Origin of the sequence: Streptomyces sp. NBC_00029 (assembly GCF_045160505.1) — a bacterium.
Lineage (GTDB): Bacteria > Actinomycetota > Actinomycetes > Streptomycetales > Streptomycetaceae > Streptomyces.
On record NZ_CP108292.1, the window covers coordinates 4,370,211 to 4,395,000 of the forward strand.

The 24,790-nt window shown below is 69.3% G+C and carries 23 protein-coding genes and 2 rRNA genes (1 of these 25 running past the window's edge); 12 read left to right on the plus strand and 13 right to left on the minus strand.

Annotated elements, in window-relative coordinates; all coding sequences use genetic code 11:
- Nucleotides 1-8: 8 nt before the first annotated feature.
- Complete coding sequence (gene pstB, locus OG753_RS20475; RefSeq protein WP_327263200.1) at nt 9-785, plus strand: phosphate ABC transporter ATP-binding protein PstB; 777 nt, start codon at nt 9-11, stop codon at nt 783-785.
- A gap of 118 nt (nt 786-903) precedes the next feature.
- Here pstB and OG753_RS20480 read toward each other — a convergent pair whose 3' ends face one another.
- Both OG753_RS20480 and OG753_RS20485 read right to left on the minus strand, forming a co-directional pair.
- Nucleotides 904-1,902 (minus strand): inorganic phosphate transporter, encoded by a 999-nt coding sequence (locus OG753_RS20480; protein ID WP_327263201.1) that lies wholly within the window; start codon nt 1,900-1,902, stop codon nt 904-906.
- A gap of 5 nt (nt 1,903-1,907) precedes the next feature.
- A complete protein-coding gene (locus OG753_RS20485) occupies nt 1,908-2,528 on the minus strand; it encodes a DUF47 domain-containing protein (protein WP_033225924.1) in 621 nt (206 codons plus the stop codon).
- 207 nt (nt 2,529-2,735) lie between these two features.
- Here OG753_RS20485 and OG753_RS20490 point away from each other — a divergent pair, with 207 nt between their 5' ends.
- Nucleotides 2,736-3,077: a metal-sensitive transcriptional regulator gene (locus tag OG753_RS20490; protein WP_327263202.1), complete on the plus strand. Its 342-nt coding sequence runs from the start codon at nt 2,736-2,738 to the stop codon at nt 3,075-3,077.
- Between the two features lie 129 nt (nt 3,078-3,206).
- On the opposite strand, the gene OG753_RS20495 is transcribed toward OG753_RS20490, so the two are convergent.
- The gene (locus OG753_RS20495; RefSeq protein ID WP_327263203.1) at nt 3,207-3,392 is read right to left on the minus strand and encodes a hypothetical protein; all 186 of its coding nucleotides are present in this window, start codon (nt 3,390-3,392) and stop codon (nt 3,207-3,209) included.
- Nucleotides 3,393-3,525: 133 nt separating this feature from the next.
- Entirely contained in the window at nt 3,526-4,359 is an 834-nt protein-coding gene (locus OG753_RS20500) for a hypothetical protein (RefSeq protein ID WP_327263204.1), read from the minus strand.
- Nucleotides 4,360-4,491: 132 nt separating this feature from the next.
- Between OG753_RS20500 and OG753_RS20505 the strand changes: the two genes are divergently transcribed.
- A complete protein-coding gene (locus OG753_RS20505) occupies nt 4,492-4,707 on the plus strand; it encodes a hypothetical protein (protein WP_327267075.1) in 216 nt (71 codons plus the stop codon).
- 135 nt (nt 4,708-4,842) lie between these two features.
- Nucleotides 4,843-5,055, plus strand: a complete 213-nt coding sequence (locus OG753_RS20510) for a hypothetical protein (RefSeq protein ID WP_327263205.1) — start codon at nt 4,843-4,845, stop codon at nt 5,053-5,055.
- Nucleotides 5,056-5,216: 161 nt separating this feature from the next.
- On the opposite strand, the gene OG753_RS20515 is transcribed toward OG753_RS20510, so the two are convergent.
- The 5 genes from OG753_RS20515 to OG753_RS20535 form a co-directional block, all read right to left on the minus strand.
- On the minus strand, nt 5,217-5,945 hold the full coding sequence (locus OG753_RS20515) for a phosphatase PAP2 family protein (RefSeq protein WP_401279347.1): 729 nt from the start codon (nt 5,943-5,945) through the stop codon (nt 5,217-5,219).
- A 204-nt stretch (nt 5,946-6,149) separates the two neighbouring features.
- Entirely contained in the window at nt 6,150-7,157 is a 1,008-nt protein-coding gene (locus OG753_RS20520) for an NlpC/P60 family protein (protein ID WP_327266840.1), read from the minus strand.
- A 76-nt stretch (nt 7,158-7,233) separates the two neighbouring features.
- Complete coding sequence (locus tag OG753_RS20525; protein ID WP_405789521.1) at nt 7,234-8,925, minus strand: serine/threonine-protein kinase; 1,692 nt, start codon at nt 8,923-8,925, stop codon at nt 7,234-7,236.
- Between the two features lie 80 nt (nt 8,926-9,005).
- A complete protein-coding gene (locus OG753_RS20530) occupies nt 9,006-9,809 on the minus strand; it encodes a thioesterase family protein (RefSeq protein ID WP_405789523.1) in 804 nt (267 codons plus the stop codon).
- A gap of 51 nt (nt 9,810-9,860) precedes the next feature.
- Entirely contained in the window at nt 9,861-10,469 is a 609-nt protein-coding gene (locus tag OG753_RS20535) for a LysE family transporter (protein WP_327263209.1), read from the minus strand.
- Nucleotides 10,470-10,594: 125 nt separating this feature from the next.
- On the opposite strand from OG753_RS20535, the gene OG753_RS20540 reads away from it, so the two are divergent.
- Nucleotides 10,595-11,458, plus strand: coding sequence for a pentapeptide repeat-containing protein (locus OG753_RS20540; protein WP_405789526.1), 864 nt, complete (start codon nt 10,595-10,597; stop codon nt 11,456-11,458).
- 179 nt (nt 11,459-11,637) lie between these two features.
- Here OG753_RS20540 and OG753_RS20545 read toward each other — a convergent pair whose 3' ends face one another.
- Entirely contained in the window at nt 11,638-12,789 is a 1,152-nt protein-coding gene (locus OG753_RS20545; RefSeq protein WP_405789528.1) for an alpha/beta fold hydrolase, read from the minus strand.
- A 387-nt stretch (nt 12,790-13,176) separates the two neighbouring features.
- Between OG753_RS20545 and OG753_RS20550 the strand changes: the two genes are divergently transcribed.
- The 6 genes from OG753_RS20550 (at nt 13,177) to OG753_RS20575 (ending at nt 20,268) form a co-directional block, all read left to right on the plus strand.
- Complete coding sequence (locus tag OG753_RS20550) at nt 13,177-13,485, plus strand: hypothetical protein (RefSeq protein ID WP_008742356.1); 309 nt, start codon at nt 13,177-13,179, stop codon at nt 13,483-13,485.
- A gap of 102 nt (nt 13,486-13,587) precedes the next feature.
- Nucleotides 13,588-14,415 (plus strand): hypothetical protein, encoded by an 828-nt coding sequence (locus tag OG753_RS20555; RefSeq protein WP_405789530.1) that lies wholly within the window; start codon nt 13,588-13,590, stop codon nt 14,413-14,415.
- Nucleotides 14,405-15,712, plus strand: coding sequence for a hypothetical protein (locus OG753_RS20560; RefSeq protein WP_405789532.1), 1,308 nt, complete (start codon nt 14,405-14,407; stop codon nt 15,710-15,712). The genes OG753_RS20555 and OG753_RS20560 overlap by 11 nt, the downstream gene beginning before the upstream one ends.
- Nucleotides 15,709-17,271: an SCO6880 family protein gene (locus tag OG753_RS20565; RefSeq protein ID WP_327263213.1), complete on the plus strand. Its 1,563-nt coding sequence runs from the start codon at nt 15,709-15,711 to the stop codon at nt 17,269-17,271. Before OG753_RS20560 ends, OG753_RS20565 begins: the two co-directional genes overlap by 4 nt.
- Nucleotides 17,272-17,290: 19 nt before the next feature.
- Nucleotides 17,291-18,709 carry an ATP-binding protein gene (locus OG753_RS20570; protein ID WP_327263214.1) on the plus strand — a complete coding sequence of 473 codons (1,419 nt, stop codon included), beginning with the start codon at nt 17,291-17,293 and terminating at the stop codon, nt 18,707-18,709.
- A gap of 2 nt (nt 18,710-18,711) precedes the next feature.
- Nucleotides 18,712-20,268, plus strand: coding sequence for a type VI secretion protein (locus OG753_RS20575; RefSeq protein WP_405789535.1), 1,557 nt, complete (start codon nt 18,712-18,714; stop codon nt 20,266-20,268).
- Here OG753_RS20575 and OG753_RS20580 read toward each other — a convergent pair.
- Complete coding sequence (locus OG753_RS20580) at nt 20,265-20,834, minus strand: GNAT family N-acetyltransferase (protein WP_405789537.1); 570 nt, start codon at nt 20,832-20,834, stop codon at nt 20,265-20,267. The two genes, OG753_RS20575 and OG753_RS20580, sit on opposite strands and share 4 nt — an antisense overlap.
- Before the next feature lie 39 nt (nt 20,835-20,873).
- On the opposite strand from OG753_RS20580, the gene OG753_RS20585 reads away from it, so the two are divergent.
- Complete coding sequence (locus OG753_RS20585) at nt 20,874-21,704, plus strand: DUF3626 domain-containing protein (RefSeq protein WP_405789539.1); 831 nt, start codon at nt 20,874-20,876, stop codon at nt 21,702-21,704.
- 61 nt (nt 21,705-21,765) lie between these two features.
- On the opposite strand, the gene rrf is transcribed toward OG753_RS20585, so the two are convergent.
- Both rrf and OG753_RS20595 read right to left on the minus strand, forming a co-directional pair.
- Nucleotides 21,766-21,883: ribosomal RNA gene (rrf, locus tag OG753_RS20590) — 5S ribosomal RNA — on the minus strand.
- Nucleotides 21,884-21,959: 76 nt separating this feature from the next.
- Nucleotides 21,960-24,790, minus strand: a 23S ribosomal RNA gene (locus tag OG753_RS20595); it runs 291 nt beyond the window's last position.

Here is a 24,790-nt window from a genome sequence, read left to right on the forward strand (position 1 = left end):
GACCCCTCATGGCGAAGCGAATCGACGTCTCCGGACTGTCCGCCTTCTACGGCACCCACAAGGCCATCGATGACATCTCGATGACCGTGGAGCCCCGCTCCGTGACGGCCTTCATCGGCCCCTCCGGCTGCGGCAAGTCCACCTTCCTGCGCACCCTCAACCGCATGCACGAGGTCACCCCCGGCGGCCGCGTCGAGGGCAAGGTGCTGCTGGACGACGAGAACCTGTACGGCACCGGCGTGGACCCCGTCGCGGTCCGCCGCACCGTCGGCATGGTCTTCCAGCGCCCGAACCCCTTCCCCACCATGTCGATCTTCGACAACGTGGCGGCGGGCCTGCGGCTGAACGGCAGCTTCAAGAAGTCCGAGCTCGCGGACGTCGTCGAGAAGTCCCTCCAGGGCGCCAACCTCTGGAACGAGGTCAAGGACCGCCTGAACAAGCCCGGCTCCGGCCTCTCCGGCGGCCAGCAGCAGCGTCTGTGCATCGCCCGCGCCATCGCGGTCGAGCCCCAGGTCCTGCTGATGGACGAGCCCTGCTCGGCCCTCGACCCGATCTCCACGCTGGCGATCGAGGACCTGATCGGCGAGCTCAAGGAGCGCTTCACGATCGTCATCGTGACGCACAACATGCAGCAGGCGGCCCGCGTCTCGGACCGCACCGCCTTCTTCAACCTCTCGGCCGTCGGCCAGCCCGGCAAGCTCATAGAGCTCGACGACACGGACCGGATCTTCTCGAACCCGTCCGTGCAGGCGACCGAGGACTACATCTCGGGTCGCTTCGGCTGATCCGGGACAGCACGTCCTGCGGTGCTGCATGGCGGTGCCACCGCAAGGCGAAAGAAAGAAAAGGGCCGGCTCCCCCTGGGTGGGGGGAGCCGGCCCGCTTTCGTATCCGTTCGACGGCCTAGCCGAAGGCCAGGTTCACGATCCAGAAGCTGATCGCGGCGACCAGGGCCGCGGCCGGCATCGTGATGAACCAGCCCAGGACGATGTTCTTGGCGACGCCCCAGCGGACCGCGTTCACACGCTTCGTCGCGCCCACGCCCATGATCGCCGAGGTGATCACGTGGGTGGTGGAGATCGGCGCGTGGAAGATGAACGCCGAGCCGAACATGATCGACGCACCGGTGGTCTCCGCGGCGAAGCCCTGCGGCGGGTCCAGCTCGATGATCTTTCGGCCGAGCGTACGCATGATGCGCCAGCCACCCGCGTACGTACCCAGCGACAGCATCACGGCACACGCGATCTTGACCCAGATCGGGATCGGCGCGTCGGCCGTCTGCACGTCGGCGATGACCAGGGCCATCACGACGATGCCCATCGTCTTCTGCGCGTCCTGGAGGCCGTGACCGAGCGCCATGGCGGCCGCCGACACCGTCTGCGCGATGCGGAAGCCGTGCTTGGCCTTGTGCGGGTTCGACCGGCGGAACATCCACAGGATGGCGACCATCACCAGGTAACCCGCGACCAGACCCACGACCGGCGAGACGAACATGGGGATGACGACCTTGTCGACCACACCGCCCCACAGCACCTCGGTGCCGCCGGCCAGCGCCGCGCCCACCATGCCGCCGAAGAGGGCGTGCGAGGAGGACGAGGGCAGGCCGAAGTACCAGGTGATCAGGTTCCACACGATCGCGCCGACCAGCGCCGCGAACAGGATCCACATGCCCGTGCTGCCGTGGGGCGTCTCGATCAGGCCCTGGCTGACCGTCTTGGCCACGCCGCTGCCCAGGAAGGCACCGGCGAGGTTCATCACGGCGGCCATCGCCAGCGCCGCGCGCGGCGTCAGCGCCCGCGTCGAGACGGACGTCGCGATCGCGTTCGCCGAGTCGTGAAAGCCGTTCGTATACGTAAAGCCGAGCGCGACACCGATGGTGACGATCAGCGCAAAGGTGTCCACGTGGTTCAGGACTCCTTGACCGCGATGGTCTCCACCGTGTTCGCAACGTGCTCGAACGCGTCGGCCGCCTCTTCGAGCACGTCGACGATCTGCTTGAGCTTCAGCACCTCGATGGCGTCGTACTTGCCGTTGAAGAGCTGGGCGAGCAGCTTGCGGTGGATCTGGTCGGCCTGGTTCTCGAGGCGGTTGACCTCGATCCAGTACTCGGTCAGGTTGTCCATCGTCCGCAGGTGGGGCATGGCCTCGGCGGTCAGCTCGGCCGCGCGCGCCAGCACCTCGATCTGCTGCTCGACACCCTTGGGGAGCTCCTCCACGTTGTAGAGGACGACGAGGTCGACGGCCTCCTCCATGAAGTCCATGATGTCGTCGAGCGACGAGGCCAGGTTGTAGATGTCCTCGCGGTCGAACGGCGTGATGAAGGAGGAGTTCAGCTGGTGGAAGATCGCGTGAGTGGCGTCGTCCCCCGCGTGCTCCGCTGCCCGCATCCGCTCCGCGATCTCGACCCGGGCGGAGGAGTCCGCTCCGAGCAGTTCCATCAGGAGCTTGGAGCCCGTGACGATGTTGTCCGCGGATGCGGCGAACATGTCGTAGAAGCTCGTCTCCCTGGGGGTCAGACGAAATCGCACGTGAGGTCCTCGGGGTGCATTGGATTCGGTCAGGCTGATGCTAGGCGCATCCCCCGGCCACGGCTAACCGGCCGTTCACCAGTGTCCTCCATCGGGCAGAGTGAGGACCACGGACCCCTGCCGCGGGCGGCGAGGCCCAGTACCCTATACCCATGAGGGGTATGCGCCATGCATGCACCCCCTCGTTCCGGACCACGGGAGGAACCTATGACCACCATCGAGGCGGAGGGCTCCGGAGCCGAGTCCGGCACGGCCGCTCCCGCAGCCGTCCACGGCTATCACCACCAGAAGGACGAGCACCTCAAGCGGCTGCGCCGGATCGAGGGCCAGATCCGCGGCCTCCAGCGGCTCGTCGACGAGGACGTCTACTGCATCGACATACTCACCCAGGTCTCCGCGAGCACCAAGGCGCTGCAGTCCTTCGCGCTCCAGCTGCTGGAGGAGCACCTGCGCCACTGCGTGGCCGACGCGGCGGTCAAGGGCGGCACGGAGATCGACGCCAAGGTCGAAGAGGCCACCAAGGCCATCGCCCGCCTCCTGCGCACCTGACGGCGCCCGCGGTGCGCCGACCCGGCCCCGCCGGCGCTCCGGGCGCGGGGTCCGGGGCCGAGTCCGGGGGCGGGGTCCGGGGGCGGAGCCCCGCATCGGCCGCCGCTCGGGCAGTCGGCAGTCGGGGGACTAGTGCCCGAGCAGGACCTCGTCGATACGGTCCAGGCTCAGCCGGTCCTCCACCGCCGCCGAGGCCGCGATGATCAGCTCGCCGCACAGCTCGATCTCGGCGAGCGCCACGTGGTCCTGCACCGTCGTACCGCCTGCGGGAGTCACGCGTGTCACCTCAATCTGCCACCGGCCACCGGCCGTCATCGGTCATGCCGCACCATTCGCCGGCGCCCGGCTTCTCAGCGTAGGGAGGCCGCGCCTCCCCCCGCATGACACGGATGGACCATTTCCGGATACCGGGTCATGGCCCGATCGCGCCGCCCGTTCCCCGCCCGGCTCACTGATCGGCGATCTTCCCGGCGTAAATGTCCCCATTCGCCGGCAATACGACGGTCACCGGCGTCCCGAATCCGTACAGCAGCGTGGTCGACGACACATCGATCACGCCATTGTTGACGTACGTGAAGCGGTGCCTGACCTTCCGCAACCGCCCCTCCTCGTCGAGGTAGGCGTCGAACGGCACCGTGTCCGTGCTGAACCCTTTCGCCGCCGCCTCCAGCGCCCCCCGCACCTCCGGCGACGCCATCCCCGCGGCCCGCCCGATGTCGGTGGTTCCCCGGTAGTGCCGCACCTTGGTGCCCGCCACGTCGGTCTCCCCCACGTACGTCACCCCCTGCGCGCCCCGCAGCAGCTCGGCCGCGACCACCGGATCGGTGGCCCCGCCCGTGACGAGGTTCCCGTCGCCCAGGGCCGTCGTGTCGACACGGACCCACTTGTCGTCCGGAACGCCCGCTCCGCGGTTCTTCATGTACAGCGCGCCGGGCACGAGCAGCTCGGTGATGGGCCGGTGCTCGGCCTTGCCCTTCACATCGGCCGGGAGCATCACCAGGAGCTGGCCCATCCGGTTCCTGAAGTCGACCCCGCCCTCGCCGCGGATCGTCACCCGGGTCCCGCCGGTGGCCATCTCCATGGCCGTACGGGCCCGGGCGCTGCCGGCCCTCACCAGCGCGTCGGCGGCCCCGCGGACCACTGCCGCCGGGTCCGCCGGAGGCCGGCCGTCGTTACCGTCGCCCGCGCACCCGCTCATCGCCGTCACCGCCAGCGTGACGCCGGCGGCGAGCACCGCCTCACCCGCACGCCCGCGCCGCCGCCTGTGCTGGTGATCCACCATCGCCTGCCAACCCCCAACGCATGACCGCTGCTTGCCCGAGGCCCCCACCCGCTCCGTTTAACGAGGTCCGGGGTTTCCCGTCACGGGGGCGCACCCTCCCCGCGCGCCGCCCGTCCCGGTACCGTGGTGGGTGTGGAACCGCACACCGAAGCGACCCTGGTCCCTCCGCTTGACTCCCTGCCGCTCCAGCGGCCGCACGCGCAGCCGGAGCCGCCGGCCGGCCACACCACATCCACCGCCGACCGCGGATCGTTCTGCCTGGCCGTCTGCACCTGCGGCTGGCGCGGCCCGGCCCGCCGCTCCCGCGACCTGGCCCGCAGGGACGCCACCGACCACACCGCCGCCTAGGTCCTGTCGGCAAAGTCCCCCCTGGCCCGTGGCGCCCGGCACCGCGGGCCCGACCGGCGCTCCTTCGACGACAGGACCTAGCCCGTTCGGACGGCCCGGCTGGCCCGGGCGCACGACAGCGGATGCCCTTGACTCATGTCAGGATCCGCAGTCCGCCTCGCGGCCCTCCTCTGGGCCCTGCTCTTCGCGTTCGCCCCGGCCGCCGCGGCCTGGGCCAGACCCGTGGGCTCGGCGGACAGCCCGGCGGACGTGGCCCTGGCCATCGGGCTCACCTGCACCGCGGCCGCGGTCACCTGCTGGTGGCTGCGCTCGAAGTACCGTCGTGACGCCGACGGCGGTGATCCGTGACGCCCCGGACCCGAAGCCGGACAGGGCCCCGGGCGCGGCCCCGGACCCGGCCGACGGCGGTGCGGATGTGCTTTGGGGCTGCGGGACTGTGCCTGCTGACGGCCGCACTGCTCGCCGTCTGGCACGCGTACGGCCGGACCTGAGAGCCCGTACCGCCCGTGTCAGGCGGCGAGGTCGCTCTCGTGCGGACGCTGCCCCGCGGGCGGGGTCTGCGCCTGCGGGAGCCCGACCGGCCGGGGCAGCCCGCGCCCCTTGGCCCGTACGAGCCGGCCGAAGCGGCGGGAGCGGGCCACCGCCCGCACCAGCGGGGTGAGCGCGGCCATCGCGAGCGGCGCGAGCAGGAGCACCACTGCGGTGCCGAGCGCGAGGCCGCCGATGACGTCGGTCGGGTAGTGGATGCCCATGTAGACGCGGGAGAAGCCCTCGGCGAAGGCCAGCCCGATCCCCAGGACGCCGAGCCGCCGGTTCGCCACGAACAGGCCCACGCCCAGGGCCATCGCGAGGGTGGTGTGGCCGCTGACGAAGGAGAACTCGGTGCGCCCGAGACCGGAGCCGAAGCCGGGATCGAGCACCTGGAGGCCCTCGTGCTGCATGAACGGCCGCGGCCGGCCGACGAATTCGCGCAGCGGCACATTCACGAGCAGGGCCAGAACGGCTGCCAGCGGGGCCCACACGAGCGCGGCGAAGGACTCGGCGGCGGCGGGCTCGTCCTGCCGGCGCGCTCCGCGCCAGCACCACAGGACCAGGAGCACCAGGGCCAGCAGGATTCCGTATTCACCGGCCAGGCTCACGACCCGGTCGATCCACGCCGGAGCGTGCCGTGCCGCTCCGTTGATCTCGTACAGCAGGCTGACATCCACGTTCGGCCCACCTGTTGTGAGTCCAGCCATGGTGATGCGGCCCCTTGCCCTTGCCGTGGTTCCCCTGCGGGACGCACCCGTGTGTGCGCCCCTCCGCCCCCACTTGATCAACCCCCGCTTTCATGGAACGCCCGTTCTGGCTCCTACGTTCCATTCTCCACGGAATGATCACTCCAACGTTATCGAAGAGTGACTCATCGTCGCAGCTCAGGGCCTTTGCTTCACGGAGAGTTGCTACGACGCCCGACCAGCGGCGGGACGCTCCGGAAGGGCCTCCGCACCATCCTTGGTCACACGCGTCGCACCGAAGTAGTCGGGCGTGTCGATCTTGTCGAACCGGATCACCGCGCCGGTGTACGGGGCGTTGATCATGTATCCGCCCCCGACGTACAGCCCGACGTGCCGGATCTCCCGAGAGTTCGTCAGATCGTCGGAGAAGAAGACGAGATCACCGGGCAGGAGTTGATCCCGCGAGGGATGCGGCCCGGCGTTGTACTGGTCGTTCGCCACCCGCGGCAACTGGATCCCCACGGTCTCGTACGCGGCCTTGGTCAGCCCGGAACAGTCGAACCGCCCGTCCTGATCGGGCGTCCCGTTGCCACCCCACAGATACGGCGTCCCGAGCTGCTTCTGCGCGAAGTAGATCGCCCCGGCGGCCTGTTGCGAGGGCGCCACCCGCCCGACGGGCCGCTCGAAGCTCTTCGCCAGCGTGGTGATGGCCTTCACGTACCCCTGGGTCTCCTTGTACGGCGGCACCCCGCCGTACTTGATGACCGCGTACGCCCCCGCGTTGTACGCCGCGAGCATGTTCGACGCGTCGTCCCCGGGCACGCTCGCCACGTCCTTGGCCAGCTGGCAGTCGTACGAGGCCGCCGAGGGAATCGCGTCGTTCGGGTCCCAGATGTCCCGGTCCCCGTCACCGTCACCGTCGATGCCGTGGCCCGCCCAAGTGCCCGGAATGAACTGTGCGATACCGCGCGCGTCCGCCGGACTCACGGCACTCGGGTTCCAGCCGCTCTCGGAGTACAGCTGAGCCGCGAGCAGGGCCGGGTTGATGGCCGGGCAGAGATTGCCCCACTTCTCCACCAGCGCCTGGTACTTCGCAGGCACGGCGCCCTTGGCCAGCCCCACGGCGCGGCCGCCCGCACCGGACCCCACGAGGCCCGCCGCCGCCGAGTACGTCCCCACGACGAGGAGCGCCACGAACGTCAGACACAGCCCGATCCCGATCCCGCCGGCCATCCAGAATCTGCGCACCCGTCAACCCTCCCCCATACCCGTCACTTCAACGTGCGATTCGGCCGTGTCGCATGTCCGGCTACCCCACTCGGAAGCCGGAGCAGGCGATGCTCGCGTACTTCGTAGGGTCATCCTCGACGTGGTAGAAGACCACCGTCCAGTCCCCGGGGTCGGCGGACAGGGGCACGGCGGGCCACGTTTTGCCCGCGGCGTGCATCGTGAAGTCGTCCGGATACGTGAGCGTCACGTCGCCACCCGACTTGTAGTGCGTGTAGATGTCGGCGGGCCTGCTCGTGTAGCCCACGGCCCGGTTGTCCATCGGGAAGGGCTTGCCCGTGGACGGCTCGATGTCGTGGGGGGACTTGACCGCCACGGACACGTAGTACGGCGCGGGCGCGGACTGCTCCATCTCCGCGTACTTGATCCGCATCTTGATGGACGCCGACCTGCCCGGCTTCCCGTCCACGCTGGTGGTCGAGACGGCCGACTGGAAGCCTGCGCCCGGGGACTTCTCCTCGGCGGGCTGGTTGCACTGGCCGACCCCCTGGACGGCCAGGTCGCGGTCGGGGGAGCCCGTCCACACATACCGCGAGATCTGGTTGTTGTCGATGTACTCGGCCGCAGGCTTGGAAGCACCCTTGGATCCAGTGGCCGCGGGCGTCTGCCCGCCCTGCGCCGGCGGCGGCCCAGTCGTGGCACCGCCCTTGTCGGCTCCGTCCCGCACCGCGCCGCCGCTGCCGCCGCCGTCGAAAGGAACCAGCTTCCAGACGGCCACGACCCCCACGACGGCCAGCGCGACCCCGGCGGCCACCCATGCACCCGTCCGCCCCCGCCTCGGCGCATCCACCGCCGTACCCTGCGTCGGGGTGTAGCCGGGCATCATCCCGGGCCCCTGCGTCCGCATCTCGTGCACCGGTACGGCCTCGCCCAGCGCCCCGAGCCCGAGGTACACCGGATCGTCGACCAGCGCGTCCCGGACCCCGCACCGGGCGATGACCTCCCGCGGGGCGGGCCGCTCGGCCGGGTCCTTCGCCACGCACGCCTCGATCAGCGCCGCCAGCCCCGGCTCCACCCCGGCCACGTCGACCGGCTCGTGCACCGCCCGGTAGCTCACCGTCGTCGCCACGCCCGTACCGAACGGCGGCCGCCCCGTCGCCGCGTACGCGAGGGTCGCGCCCAGCGCGAAGACGTCCGCCGCGGCCCCGGCCTCCGCCCCCAGCAGCACCTCGGGTGCGGTGTACCCCGGCGTCCCCGGCGCCTGCCCGTCCTGGGTGAGAGCCGTCTCGCCCACGCCCCGCGCGATCCCGAAGTCGATGAGCTGCGGCCCCTGCGCACCCAGGATGACGTTCTGCGGCTTGAGGTCCCGGTGCGTCACCCCGTACGCGTGGACACTCGCCAGCCCCTCCGCGAGCGCCGCGAACAGCCGCCGGCAGGTGTCCGCGGGCAGACCACCGCGCTCCGCCACCGCGTGACCGAGCGTCGGGCCCGCCACGTACTCGGTCGCCAGCCAGTACGGCGCCCCCGCCAGCGAGGCGTCGATCAGGTTCGCCGTGTACGCCGACCGCACCGCACGCACCGTCTCGGCCTCACGCCGGAACCGCGCCAGCGCCTCCGGATGCCCGGTGATCTCGTCCCGGATGACCTTCACGGCGACCAGGCGCCCACCCGGCGACCGCCCGAGGTACACCTGCCCCATCCCCCCGGCACCGAGCCGGGCCAGCAGCGCATGCGTCCCGATCCGGGCCGGGTCGACGTCTCTCAGGGGCTCCATTGGCACGAGCCTGCCATACCGACTCCCGCCCGGCAGAGGCGGGTTGACGCCGCGGACCGGCCGGATCCGAAGGAGACGGCCTAGGAGCGTGGCGCCACGAACAGGCTCTGCGCGCTCCGCCCGATGGGCCCCTTCTCGTCGTGCAGCAGCGCGTCCGCGAGACCGATCCCGGCGGCGTCCACACTCGTACGCGCCTCCACGCACGCCCACTCGCCCACCGGATGGCGGTGCAGATGGACGGTCAGGTCACCGTTGATGAAGACGTACCGGCCGAAGTCCATCACCGAGCTGATCCCGTTGCCCGAGTCGGCGGCGATCAGCACCCGGTCCAGCGGCCTGGTCTCCTCCCCGGAGATCAGCGGCACCTTCATCCGCATCCAGCAGGTCCCCGGGCCCAGTTCGACGAAGGCGCCCTCGGTGAACCGGGTCTCCATGGCCGAGTGGTAGCCGGTCTCCCACGGCACCGGGAAGAACGGAGTCACCTCCACCTCCCCGGGCGGCGGCAGCTGCGGCCCCGGGACCACGGCCGGCACGGCCTCCCCGGCGACCCGGATCCGCAGCGCCCGCGCCAGCATCACGGGCGCGGCGCCCGCCGGGGCGAGCGCCGCCTCGACGACCTCGGTGCCGCGCCCGGCCCGCAGCACGCTGGTGGTGACCTCGAGCTCGCCGATCGGCACCGGGCGCAGGATCTCGTAGGTGATCCGGGCGATCCTCATGTCCGTACGCGCACCGGGCCGCTCCTCGACGGCCCGCCCGAGCAGGGCGGCCGGCGGCCCGGCATGCTGCGAGCCCGGGTCCCACGGACCGCGCGTGTACTCGGTGGCCAGGAACCGCCCGGCGTCGACCCGCTCGAAGAATCCCTCGTACCCGTCGGCAGCACCCATGCCGCCCACGCTACCGACAGGTAACCCGGGCCACCACCCCCTGCCGCTCACTCAGCGGGCGAAGCCCAGCCCCACCCCCAGCCCCACCAGTACCGACCCGATGGCCCGGTTCAGCGTCTTCTGCGCCTTCAGCATCCGGTCGCGCAGCCGCGAGACGGAGAAGAACAGCGCCACCGCACCGAACCAGCCCAGGTGCGCCGCCGACATGAACAGCCCGTAGCCCGCCTGCTGCCAGAGCGGCGTCTCCGGGTTCACCACCTGCGTAAAGGTCGACACCACGAACAGCGTCGTCTTCGGGTTGAGCACATTGGTCAGGAACCCGGACCTCATCGCCCCCAGCCGGGTCAGCTGCGGCTTCGACTCCAGGTCCACGGTCACCTCGGCGCGCGCCCGGAAGGTGCGGATACCGATCCACACCAGATAGGCCGCGCCCGCCAGCTTGATCACGGTGAACAGCGTGGTGGAGGAGGCGATCAGCAGACCGACCCCGAGCATCGTGTAGGAGACGTGGACCAGGACGCCGGCCGCGACCCCCGCGGCGGCGAACAGCCCGGTGGGGCGCCCGTAGAGATAGCTGTTGCGGACCACCATGGCGAAATCGGCGCCGGGACTGATCACGGCGAGAAGGGTGATGACGGCGACTGCGATCACTTCTGTCATACGGGGATGCTCACCGCCGCCGCCCCGTTGATCAAGCCCCGAACGCCCCCGCACGCTCCACGCACGCACCGGCTGCACACCGGGTACGCACCGGGTACGCGAGGACGCGGGCCCGACAGGAGACAATGGAGGACGTGCCGAGTACCCCCACCGCCCCCGACGCTCCCGACGCTCTCCCCGGGCTTCCCGGGCTTCCCGTCCTGCAGGCCGACTGCGCGAACTGCTTCGCGCTCTGCTGCGTCGCCCTCCCCTTCGCCAAGTCCAGCGACTTCGCCGTGAACAAGCCCGCCGGAACCCCCTGCAAGAACCTCCAGCAGGACTTCCGCTGTGGCATCCACACCCGGCTGCGCGACAAGGGCTTCCAGGGCTGCACCGTCTTCGACTGCTTCGGCGCGGGTCAACAGGTCTCCCAGGTCACCTTCGGCGGCCGCGACTGGCGCACCCACCCCGGCACCGCCCGCCTGATGTACGAGGTCTTCCCGGTCCTGCGACAGCTCCACGAGCTGCTCTTCTACGTCAGCGAGGCCCTGACCCTCCCGGCCGCCGCCCCGGTCCACCCCGAGCTGCGCCGGGCCCTGACGGAGACCGAGGCATGGACCAGGGCCGACGCAGAGGCTCTGGCGGACCTGGACGTCGGTGCGATCCGGCAGCAGATCAACACCCTGCTCCTGACGACCAGCGAACTCGTACGGGCGAAGGCGCCGGGCCGCAAGAAGAACCACCGCGGGGCCGACCTGATGGGCGCCCGCCTCGCGGGAGCCGACCTCCGCGGCGCGAACCTCCGCGGTGCCTACCTGATCGCCGCCGACCTCACCGGCGCCGACCTCCGCACGGCGGACCTGATCGGCGCGGACCTGCGCGACACCAACCTCCGCGGCGCGGACCTGCGCGGCGCCGTCTTCCTCACCCAACCCCAGCTGAACGCGGCCCAGGGCGACGCCACCACCCGGATTCCCCCTACCCTCACCCGCCCCACCCACTGGACCTGACCCCACGGGCCTCGCGGGCCTCGCGGGCCCTGTCGGTTCCGCGGGGCACGTCGGCCCTGCCGGCCCCACGGGCCCCGCCGACGCTCGAGGCGCCCACCCAGCCCGCGGGCATTGCGGCGCGGGGCCCGGGGCGAGCGAGCCCCGGAAACAACCGCGCCGCACCCGTACCTCGCGCGGCCTCACACCCGCGCCAGGAACCCCCGCACGGCAGCGACGTACCCCTGCGGGTCCCCCACCCGCACCGCATGCCCCGCTGGCAACTCGACCAGCCGCACCCCCGCCCTGCGCACCGTCATCTCCCGCGCGTGCTCCGCCGACAGCACCCCGCTCCGGTCCCCCCGCACCAGCAGCGTCGGCTTGCGCACCTCCAGCCAGTCCCCCCAGTGGTCCCCGTTCAGCCCCCGCTGGGACGCCACCATGTCCTCCACCTCGAACACGGTCCCCCAACCGTCCGGGTACTCCTGCAGCGACCCCTCCAGATGCGGCGCCGCGCTCCCCACCCCCGCCAGGAACGCGGCCCGGGTCCCGGCCCGCCTCGGCCACTCCCGCGCGAACGACAGGTCGCCCTCGACCACCGCCCCGATGTCCTCGACCACCACCGCCCGCACCAGGTCCGGCCGTCGCGCCGCGAGCTGGTACGCATTGACCCCGCCCAGCGAATGCCCCAGCACCACCGCGGGCCCCAGCCCCAGCTGCTCCAGCAGGGCCGCCGCATCGGCCACGTACCCGTCCCGGGTGTACTCCCCCGCGCGGTCCGAGCGCCCGTGCCCCCGCTGGTCCAGGGCGATCACCCGCCACGCCGGACCCAGCTCCTGGGCCAGACGCCCGAAGCCCGCCCCGTCCTGGAAATGCCCGTGCAGGGCCAGCAGCGGCGCCCCCGGCCCCCCGAAGTCCGTGTACACGAGCCGCCGCCCGTCCGGCGTCACCATCGCCCCCGGCAACGGCCCCAGCTTGTCGATGACCCGCTGCCGCAGCAGCTGGTACTCCTCCCACCGCCTCCGCAACCGCCCGCCCGGCCGCTTCACGACCCGTCCCGGCGTGACCGCCTCCCCGCGCCGGAACTGTTCCCGCGTCAGGTCGATGCGGATGCCCCCGGGCAGCAGGTTCCACCAGTGGTAGCCCTCCTGCCGACCGTCGTGGAACACCTCGCCCATCATCAGGTCCCCGCCCACGAGGTCCTGCACCACGAGGGCGGTGATGTCACAGTGCCCCCAGGCCGGATTCTCCGGAGTCCAGGGGATCTTCGTGATGTCGGAGGGCTCGCAGGTCTCGGCCGACCATCCCGCCCGGATGGCCGCCTCGAGGTCCGCGAGAGTCCATGGAGTCGTCATGCTCCCCAGCCTGACGCACCCCACTGACAACGCCCCCGCGCACGGATGAAACGACTGAAGGACCATCGGACGCATGTCCGCGGATCGGCCCAGTGACACGCGACACCACTGCTCCGAACGGCGGCCCCTCACCCCACCCCCCGTACGCCGAGACGACAATCATTGCCCGGCGTCACCCCCCGTGATACACAGAGTGACCGCATGTTCTCGCGCGTACACACCGCCCCTGCCCAGGTCAGAGCGCGGAAGCGGAGCGCGACCCGCGAGATCGGGTAAAGAGAGCCGTCAAGTCGACGACGGCGGCGGTTTCATCAGCGAAGATAGTGCGTAACCCCTGCCGTCGGGCAAGGGTCTTCCGGAACTACCCATACAGGGGCGGTGAGTTACATGATCCTGGCAGCCGAAAAGGGCGACATCACCACCATCATCGGCGGAATCGCCCCGAACTGGGGGCCTTTCGGCAGTCTCGGCAACGAAGCGAAGGTCATGATCGAGGTGGTCATGGCCGTCGCGATCCTGCTCTGCCTGGGCATCGCCATCTGGGGGGCGGCCAAACAGCGCATCGGTGCGACCGCCCTGCGCGACACGTTCAGCGCGGAACAGGGCAAGGGCCTGATCGTGGCCGGGCTGACCGGAGTCTTCATCATCGGCTCCCTCGGGACGCTGTTCACGATCGTCTACGGGATGGCCGTCTAGCCGGGTCGCGCGCCTGGCCCCGTAGCTGATGACGCATCACCACACCACATCCACGCGGGAACCAGCGCTACCGTCGTACGACGCGGAGGGGGCGGACAGGGAATGAGCAACGACGACCAGTACGGCGGCGGCTACGGCGAGGTCGGCGGCACCGGCCAGACCCGCACCCGCCTTCCGGACTCCCCGGCCGACCCGTACGGCCCCACCCGCCGCACCCCACGCACCTCGCGCAGCCTGATCACCGTGGTCGGCGTGGTGGTCCTCCTGATCGCCGCCATCGCCTTCGCCAACTCGGGCCCGGACACCCCGTCGGACCCCGCCTCGGACAAACCCCCGACGGACTCCTCCACGGCAGCCACGGGCACGAACCCGGTGACGGGCAAATCGGCCGGCATCCCCAAGGGCTTCGCCCACGACGAACAGGGCGCCCAGTCGGCGGCCGCCAACTTCGCGGTGGCGCTCGGTTCCGACGGCATGTTCAATCCTGCGCGCAGACGCGCCATCGTGGACGCCGTCGCCGACGACAGCACCCGGGCGAAGCTGCAGGCCGGGTTCGACGCCGACTATTCCGCCGGGCTGCTCTCCCAGATCGGTCTGACCAAGGACGGTCTCGCCCCGGCGGGCTCCACCTTCGTCAACCGGACCGTTCCCGCCGGGACCAAGGTCAAGAGCTTCGCCGGAGAATCCGCCGCTGTCGACGTGTGGTGCATCGGCATGTTCGGCCTCACCGGCGAAAAGTCCACCCGCCCGGTGACCAGTGGCTGGTTCACCATCTCCGTCACGCTGAAGTGGAACGGCTCCGACTGGAAGGTCGTCGAGACCGCTCAGAAGGACGGCCCCACCCCGGTCACCGGTGACAACGCCGTGTCCGGATCCGGAGAGATCAGCAGCGCGGTCACCGAATTCGGAGGGTTCACCTATGCCCGGTAGGCCCAGGCCCTCGGCTCTCGGCATCGGCGCTGCGGCGGCAGCCGTCCAGACCGCGGTCATCGTGTTCGCAACGCGCGCAGCGGCGGCTCCGGACCCGACGCCAACCACAACCAACGACCCCTGTGCGCTGATCGCGGGGCCCGCCAGGGAATACTGCGAGCGCGGCAACGGCGGAACCGGCGGAGCCCCCGGCCTGGCGCCCAGCGACCCGGCCGACGCCCTCAACCCCCTCGCCTCCCTCGCCCGCGGCTGCGCCGACGCCGCCTCCTGGATCGTCACCAAGCTCAGCGAAGCGGTAAAGGGCTCGGCCGAGGTCGACTTCACCAACCCCGCCTTCCTCAAGCAGTACGCCGTCGTCTTCGCCGCCTCCACCATCCTCACGCTCGTCCTCTGGCTCTTCGCCGTCGCCAAGCGAGCCGTCCGCGGAGTCCCCCTCACCACCGCCATGTCCGAAGCCATCGGCTTCCTCTGGCTCACCGTCCTCGCCTCCGCCTTCACCCCCCTGATCCTCTACACCGTCGTCTCCGCCACCGACGGCGTCACCGAGGTCATCGCCTCCGCCGCCGGCGGCCAGACCGACGTCTTCTTCGGCTCCTTCTCCGAAGCCCTCAAGAAGGGCGACGACATCGGCGGCGGCCCGATCATGCTGATCGTCGTCTCGCTCGTCACCGTCCTCGCCGCAGGCGTGCTCTACCTGGAGCTCTTCATCCGGGCCGCCCTCCTCTACGTCGGCGCCCTCCTCGGCGTCGTCGTCTACTCCGGGCTCGTCGACCGCAACCTCTGGGGCCACGTCCGCCGCTGGGCCGGCATCATGATCGCCGTCATCCTCGTCAAGCCGGTCATCGTCATCGTCCTCGGCCTCGCCGGAGCCCTGACCGGCGAAAAGGGCCCCAACGCCTTCTCCGCCGTCGTCACCGGCCTCGCCATCATCCTCCTGGCGATCTTCGCCTCCGCGATGATCTACCGCTTCGTCCCCGGCTTCGGCGACGAGATCGCCTCCGCCCGCTCCAACCGCAGCAAGGCCACCGACGGCGCCCAGGCAGCCGCCGTCATCAGCTCCCCGGCCTCCCTCGTCTCGCAGGGCATCAAGACCCACAGCAGCCGCGGCGCCCACCGCGACGGCGACGGCGGCGGCAACAGCGCGCCCCGCCCCGCCAACCCCATCTCCGGAGGCGTCGCCGCCCACAGCAGCCGACCCGCCTCCGGCGGCGGAGCCGGCGGCGGATCTGTCCCCTCCGCCGCACCCCCTCCCCGCACGAGCTCGAGCACGAGGAACACAGGAGGTGACGGGCGTTGACGACCCAGTCCCACCAGATGCACCCGGTCGCGCCCCGCCGCACGTATCTCATCGGCCGGGCCCGGCCGAACGCGATCGTCGGCAAGAACCGCGAGACCGGCGAGATCGCCCTGATCATCGCCGGGGCGTTCTTCGGCATGATGAGCGGACTGCTCGTCCCCGACCTCACCCTGCGCATCGTCAGCCTCGCCGGCTTCCCCATGATCGCGCTCGCCGCCGTGTACGTCCCGTACAAGGGCCGCACCTTCTACCGCTGGTTCGAGATCAGCCGCAGCTACAAGCGCACCCTGCGCCGCGGCACGACGTACCGCTCGGGCGCCATGGAAGCCGGCATCCGCGGCTCCGACGGCCGCGAGGTCGAAGTCGGCCCGCCCCCCGGCATCGGCCGGATCAACTGGCTCGCCGCACCCTTCGGCCCCGACGAGATCGCCGTCCTCCTGCACGCGGACCGCCGCACCGTCACGGCCGCCATCGAGATCGAGGGCCCCGGCGTCGGCCTGCGCGACAGCGAGGACCAGGAAGCCCTCGTCGACCGCTTCGGCACCCTCCTCAAGCACGTGGCCAACGGCGACGGCTTCGTCACCCGCCTCCAGATGCTCGCCCGCACCCTCCCCGCCGACCCCGACGCACACGCCAAGGACGTGGCCCAGCGCGGCGACACCCAGGCCCCCGGCTGGCTGCGCGAGTCCTACGACCAGCTCCAGTCGATGGTGTCCACCTCCTCCGAGCAGCACCGCGCGTACCTCGTCGCCTGCATGCACTACACCCGCGAACTCGCCGCCGAGGCCAACGCCATCGCCCGCGCCGGCACCCCCCACAAGGGCCGCAAGCTCGACCGCGACTCAGGCCTCGCCATCGTCATGGCCCGCGAGCTCACCGACATCTGCGCCCGCCTCGCCGAGGCCGACATCCGCGTACGCCAGCCCCTCGGCCAGGGCCGCCTCTCCTCCCTCGTGCACTCCATGTACGACCCGGACCACCCCATCGACCACATCCAGGCCATGACCAAGCGCAACGCCTGGCCCGCCGAGCTCGACGCGGTGGAACCCACCTTCCTCCAGGCCAAGACCCGCGAGTCCTCCACCCGCGCCCCCTGGTGCCACGCCACCGCCTGGGTCAAGGAGTGGCCGATGACGCCCGTCGGCGTCAACTTCCTCGCCCCGCTGCTCGTCCACACCCCCGACGTGATCCGTACCGTCGCCGTCACCATGGACCTGGAGCCCACCGAGGTGGCCATCGAGCGCATGCTCACCGAGAAGACCAACGACGAGGCCGACGCCTCCCGCGCCGCCAAGATGAACCGGACCGTCGACCCCCGCGACATCGCCGCCCACGGCCGGCTCGACCAAAGAGGTGAAGATCTCGCCAGCGGTGCGGCGGGAGTCAACCTCGTCGGGTACATCACGGTGTCCTCGCGTTCGCCGGAGGCCCTCGCCCGCGACAAGCGGACGATCCGCGCCTCCGCCGGAAAGTCCTACCTGAAGCTCGAATGGTGCGACCGCGAGCACCACCGCGCCTTCGTCAACACCCTGCCGTTCGCCACCGGCATCCGACGCTAGCTGGAGGGAAGTGCCGCCCATGCGAGATCCCATGACAGCGCTGACGGACGCCTTCACCAGCTTCCTCTTCGGCAAAGTCGAAACCACGCGCCTGCCCGTCCGCACCTCCACCGGGCAGGCGCAAGCCGTCTACCTGCCCACCGCGGCCCCCGGACTCGGCGACTCCGGCGTCATCATCGGCCGCGAGGTCTACAGCGGCAAGGGCTACATCTACGACCCCTTCCAGCTCTACGGACAGCAGCTCCCGGCCCCCCACTGGCTGGTCCTCGGCGAATCCGGAAACGGCAAGTCCGCCCTGGAGAAGACCTACGTACTGCGCCAGCTCCGCTTCAAGGACCGCCAGGTCGTCGTCCTCGACGCCCAGGGCGAGGACGGCGTCGGCGAGTGGAACCTGATCGCCCAGCAGCTGGGGATAACCCCCATCCGCCTGGACCCCATCGCCGCCAACGACGACGGGATCCGCCTCAACCCCCTCGACCCGGCCATCACCGCGACCGGGCAGCTCGCGCTGCTCCGGACCATCATCGAGGTGGCCATGGGCCACGGCCTCGACGAGCGCGCCGGCTTCGCCCTCAAGGTCGCGCACGCCTACGTGGTGGACACCATCACCACCCGCCAGCCGGTCCTGACCGACATCGTCGAACAACTGCGCCACCCCGAGCCCGAATCGGCCCTCGCGATGAACGTCGACATAGACGATGTCCGGGCCTGGGGCCTCGACGTCGCGCTCGTCATCGACCGCCTCGTCGACGGTGACCTGCGCGGCATGTTCGACGGCCCCACCACGGTCGGCATCGACCTCGACGCCCCGCTGATCGTCTTCGACCTCTCCCACATCGACCGCAACTCCATCGCGATGCCGATCCTGATGGCGATCGTCGGCGTCTGGCTGGAGCACACCTGGATCCGCCCCGACCGGAAGAAGCGCATCTTCCTGGTCGAGGAGGCCTGGCACATCATCAACAGCCCCTTCGTCGCCCAGCTGTTCCAGCGCCTGCTGAAGTTCGGCCGACGCCTCGGCCTGTCCTTCGTCGCCGTCGTCCACCACCTCTCCGACGTCGTCGACGGCGCGGCGGCACGTGAGGCGGCAGCCATCCTCAAAATGGCCTCGACCCGAACGATCTACGCCCAGAAGGCGGACGAAGCCAGAGCGACGGGCCGGGTCCTGGGCCTCCCGCGCTGGGCGGTCGAAATCATCCCGACCCTCACCCCCGGCATCGCCGTCTGGGACGTCAACGGCAACGTCCAAGTGGTCAAACACCTGATCACCGAGGCCGAACGGCCCCTCGTCTTCACGGACCGCGCCATGACCGAGTCCTCCGCCCCCACCCGCCTGCCCGCCGACATGCTCGCCGCCGAACTCGAGGCGGAGGAAAGGGCCCTGTCCATCGAACGCAGCCGCGGCGGCGGCCCTGGTTCCGCGACCACGGTGGCCTGACCATGCCCGACGCACGACGCGGCGGCGGCGTCCCGGACAGCCTGCTGGTCGGCCTCCTGGCCTTCCTCCTGGGCCTCGCCGTCCTGGTCTGGTCGGCCACCGGCCTGGCGGCCGTCCTGGCCAAGGGCGCCTGGCCCGACACCGTCACCTTCACCCGGACCCCGGAGGCCGTCCGCGCCCTGATAGCGCAGCCGCACGACATCCCGGCCGCCTGGCCCGACACCGACCCGGCGGCCCTGTCGGGCTGGGGCCTGTTCTGGGGCCTGTTCGTCAGCCAGCTCCTGGTGATGTTCGTACTCACCGTCTTCGCCATCGGCGTGATCGCCCGCACCAAGTCCCGCCGCGCCCTGTCCAGACAACCCCCAGCAGAACCCCCGACGCCGTTCGAGCCACGCGCACCCGAAGCCACCCCAGCCCCACCGCCCTTCCAGTCACGGGAGTCCGGGGCCAATCCAGCCCCACCGGCGTTCCAGTCACGGGGGTCCGGGGCCAATCCAGCCCCGCCGGCGTTTGAGGCGCGGGGGTCTGGGGGCAGCGCCCCCAGCGGCTCCGCCGCACCGGTCGACGAGGCCTACCGCTACGGCTTCGGCTACGCCCCCCGCCCGACGGCGCCCACCGCCACCGCGACGGCCACGCCGGCGCCCAGCACCCCACCCGCCCTCACCTACGCCGGCCCGAACGACCGCTTCCACGCAGCCGCACACCGCATCGCCGAGACCGAGGGGGCGGCGCTCGTCGTCACCTCCTCCCCCACCCTCTGGGCCGAGACCAAGGACGCCCGCGCCAAGCTCGGCCCGGTCCTCCTCTACGACCCCTCCCACCTCTGCGACACCCCGGCCCGCATGCACTGGAACCCCGCCGAGGGCTGCGCCGACCGCGACACCGCCGCCGCCCGCGCGATCGCCCTGCTGGCCCCCGTACGACCCCAGGCCCGCATGGACGCCGCAGTGGCCGACACCGCGGAAACCCTCCTGCGCAGCTGGCTCCAGGCCGCCGCCCTGGACGACCGCCCGTTCAAGCTGCTGCACCGCTGGACCCAGGGCAACAGCGCCCAGGACCCGGTCCGCATCCTGCGCACCCACCCCCAGGCCGCCCCCGGCGCAGCCGGCGAACTGGAGAGCGCCCTCACCGCCCACCCCGAACGCCGCGAGCTCGCCCAGAACCTGACGGCCCGGGCCCTTTCGTGCCTGACCTCGATCCACATCCGCGAGGCCTGCAACCCGAACCGAACAGATGCCCTCACCCTGGCATCATTCGTCACCGAAGGGGGCACCCTCTACCTGGTGGGTGAACCTCTGGAGGATCCCCGCACCCACCCGGGTGCGATGCCCCTGCTCACCGCACTCGCCTCGCACGTGGTCGAGCACGGCCGCCGCATGGCCGCACGGTCATCCCACGGTCGGCTCGACCCACCACTGTCCCTGGTGCTGGACGACGTGGCCGCCGTGGCCCCGATCCCCCAGCTCCCGGAACTCCTCACCGAGGGCACCCTGCCCCTGCTCGCCCTGTGCCGCAGCCGCGAACAGGCCCGCTCCCGCTGGCCGCAGGCCGACTTCTAGACCGCAGCCGGCCGCCGGTACACGTACTCCAGCTCCTTGGCGCCCGTACCCCCGGGCACCGGCACGACCGTGCCGCTCGGCTCGAACCCGTACCGCCGGTAGAAGGCCCCGGCCCGTGCGTTCTCCTCGTGCACGAAGAGCCGTACGTGCTCCAGCACCGGCTCCTCCAGCCCCCAGGCCCATTCCAGCGCGGCCTCGAACAGCGCCTCGGTCAGTCCGGTCCCCCGCTGCCCGCTCCGCACGAACACCCCGACGACGTGCCCCTGCGTCTGCTCGACGGCCTGATCGAAGAAGTCGGTGGTCCCACCCTCCTCGACGAGCACGGTCACCGACCCGTTCCAGGTCCCGTCGGGCGCCTCGGCCACGAACTGCCGGGCCGCGCGCCCATGGGACGCGCCCTCGGCACGCCCCTGCCAGAACTCGTCGGACCTCTCCTGCGCCTGCTCCACGGTCTCGAGGAAGGCCACCGGCGCCGCCGGATCCCGCAGGGCGGCGATCCGCAGCTCCTTGACCTTCGCCCACTCATCACCACGTACCGCACGTATCACGTGCCGGATCTCGCTCATGCCTCGAAATCCTAGCCACGGATCACCGATGCTTCACCTATGAATTCCCACGTCAAGGCCCTGCGCCACGTCGCCGCGCGCGCTCTCGGCCCGCCCCTGGACCCGACCCTCGCGGTGACCCTGAACTTCCACCCCGACCGCCGGTCCGGCGACCGCCCGATCCTCGCCGCACTGGCCGAAGCCGGCGTGTACCGCTCCCAGTTCGTCACCGGAACCAGCAACGGCGGTCTCACCGCCCACCCGGGCGGAGCGCGCTGGCAGTGGGAGAGCCGCATATTCGGCGGCGCGTACGACGACGCCCCACCCGAATCCCGCCCGGTCTACGGCGCCCTGAACTTCCGCCACCACCCGGCCGGCGCCGCTCCCCGCTTCGGCTCCGCCCACTTCCGCCTCACAGCGCAGGCCCTCTCCCGGACCACCTTCTGCTACCCGGACAGCTACCTCGAACCCGAATCCTTCGGCGTGGCGGAGCGCATGTCCCTGATCGCCCTGGCCGAGGCCGACGACCAGGACGCCCTCGACGACTACATCGAGGCCCAGGTCCACACCCCGGTGCTGCTCGCACACGACGTGGCCGCTCTCGTACTGGACCCCAGCTACCGGAACACGGAGGTCGAGGCAGCGGCCGCCGAGCTCCCCTGCCCGACGGAATGGCACCCGGGCTTCCACCTGACGGTCGAAGAACTCCGCCGTCACCCCGACTACCGCGGCCAGGAGTACGTGGACCTCGGCGCGGAAATCGCCGTCGAGGGCCGGCTCACCCCATACATCCTCGGCGAAGCGGCCCGCACCGGCCGGTACGACGAACAGGCCCTCAAGCGGGTCTGGCACTGTCTGGCCCGCTTCGGAGACCGACGGAACAGCCGATAAAAAGCGTCCAGAACGCAGAAAAGCCCCGCACCATAAGGTGCGGGGCTTTCCCACAATGATTGTTCGGCGGCGTCCTACTCTCCCACAGGGTCCCCCCTGCAGTACCATCGGCGCTGAAAGGCTTAGCTTCCGGGTTCGGAATGTAAACCGGGCGTTTCCCTAACGCTATGACCACCGAAACACTATGAAATTTGAACGCTGGTGTTTTCACAGCTGTTCGTTATTTCAGAACTAACACAGTGGACGCGAGCAACTGAGGACAAGCCCTCGGCCTATTAGTACCAGTCAGCTTCACCCGTTACCGGGCTTCCACATCTGGCCTATCAACCCAGTCGTCTACTGGGAGCCTTACCCTCTCAAGGAGGTGGGAATACTCATCTTGAAGCAGGCTTCCCGCTTAGATGCTTTCAGCGGTTATCCCTCCCGAACGTAGCCAACCAGCCATGCCCTTGGCAGGACAACTGGCACACCAGAGGTTCGTCCGTCCCGGTCCTCTCGTACTAGGGACAGCCCTTCTCAATATTCCTACGCGCACAGCGGATAGGGACCGAACTGTCTCACGACGTTCTAAACCCAGCTCGCGTACCGCTTTAATGGGCGAACAGCCCAACCCTTGGGACCGACTCCAGCCCCAGGATGCGACGAGCCGACATCGAGGTGCCAAACCATCCCGTCGATATGGACTCTTGGGGAAGATCAGCCTGTTATCCCCGGGGTACCTTTTATCCGTTGAGCGACGGCGCTTCCACAAGCCACCGCCGGATCACTAGTCCCGACTTTCGTCCCTGCTCGACCCGTCGGTCTCACAGTCAAGCTCCCTTGTGCACTTACACTCAACACCTGATTGCCAACCAGGCTGAGGGAACCTTTGGGCGCCTCCGTTACCCTTTGGGAGGCAACCGCCCCAGTTAAACTACCCATCAGACACTGTCCCTGATCCGGATCACGGACCGAGGTTAGACATCCAGCACGACCAGAGTGGTATTTCAACGGCGACTCCACAACCACTGGCGTGGCTGCTTCAAAGTCTCCCACCTATCCTACACAAGCCGAACCGAACACCAATATCAAACTGTAGTAAAGGTCCCGGGGTCTTTCCGTCCTGCTGCGCGAAACGAGCATCTTTACTCGTAGTGCAATTTCACCGGGCCTATGGTTGAGACAGTCGAGAAGTCGTTACGCCATTCGTGCAGGTCGGAACTTACCCGACAAGGAATTTCGCTACCTTAGGATGGTTATAGTTACCACCGCCGTTTACTGGCGCTTAAGTTCTCAGCTTCGCAACCCCGAAAGGTCACTAACCGGTCCCCTTAACGTTCCAGCACCGGGCAGGCGTCAGTCCGTATACATCGCCTTACGGCTTCGCACGGACCTGTGTTTTTAGTAAACAGTCGCTTCTCGCTGGTCTCTGCGGCCACCCCCAGCTCACGGAGCAAGTCCGATCACCAGTGATGGCCCCCTTCTCCCGAAGTTACGGGGGCATTTTGCCGAGTTCCTTAACCATAGTTCACCCGAACGCCTCGGTATTCTCTACCTGACCACCTGAGTCGGTTTAGGGTACGGGCCGCCATGAAACTCGCTAGAGGCTTTTCTCGACAGCATAGGATCATCCACTTCACCACAATCGGCTCGGCATCAGGTCTCAGCCTTAATGAGGGACGGATTTGCCTACCCCTCGGCCTACACCCTTACCCCGGGACTACCACCGCCCGGGCTGGACTACCTTCCTGCGTCACCCCATCGCTTACCTACTACCACCTTGGGTCAGCGGCTCCACCACTTTCCTTTCCCCGAAGGGTCCGGAACGGCTTCACGGCTTTAGCATTAGAGGATTCGATATTGGGCGTTTCAAAGCGGGTACCGGAATATCAACCGGTTGTCCATCGACTACGCCTGTCGGCCTCGCCTTAGGTCCCGACTTACCCTGGGCAGATCAGCTTGACCCAGGAACCCTTAGTCAATCGGCGCACACGTTTCTCACGTGTGTATCGCTACTCATGCCTGCATTCTCACTCGTGAACCGTCCACAACTAGCTTCCGCTGCTGCTTCACCCGGCACACGACGCTCCCCTACCCATCACAGCGGGCGTTGGCCCTATTGCTGCAATGACACGACTTCGGCGGTACGCTTGAGCCCCGCTACATTGTCGGCGCGGAATCACTTGACCAGTGAGCTATTACGCACTCTTTCAAGGGTGGCTGCTTCTAAGCCAACCTCCTGGTTGTCTCTGCGACTCCACATCCTTTCCCACTTAGCGTACGCTTAGGGGCCTTAGTCGATGCTCTGGGCTGTTTCCCTCTCGACCATGGAGCTTATCCCCCACAGTCTCACTGCCGTGCTCTCACTTACCGGCATTCGGAGTTTGGCTAAGGTCAGTAACCCGGTAGGGCCCATCGCCTATCCAGTGCTCTACCTCCGGCAAGAAACACACGACGCTGCACCTAAATGCATTTCGGGGAGAACCAGCTATCACGGAGTTTGATTGGCCTTTCACCCCTAACCACAGGTCATCCCCCAGGTTTTCAACCCTGGTGGGTTCGGTCCTCCACGAAGTCTTACCTCCGCTTCAACCTGCCCATGGCTAGATCACTCCGCTTCGGGTCTAGAGCGTGCAACTCAATCGCCCTATTCGGACTCGCTTTCGCTACGGCTTCCCCACACGGGTTAACCTCGCTACACACCGCTAACTCGCAGGCTCATTCTTCAAAAGGCACGCAGTCACGACCCATTGGGTAAACCCAATGAGCGACGCTCCCACGGCTTGTAGGCACACGGTTTCAGGTACTATTTCACTCCGCTCCCGCGGTACTTTTCACCATTCCCTCACGGTACTATCCGCTATCGGTCACCAGGGAATATTTAGGCTTAGCGGGTGGTCCCGCCAGATTCACACGGGATTTCTCGGGCCCCGTGCTACTTGGGAGATTCTTAAGCAAGCCGCTGATGTTTCGTCTACGGGGGTCTTACCCTCTACGCCGGACCTTTCGCATGTCCTTCGACTACATCAACGGTTTCTGACTCGCCGACCGGCCGGCAGACCGGTCAAAAGAATTCCCACAACCCCGCATGCGCAACCCCTGCCGGG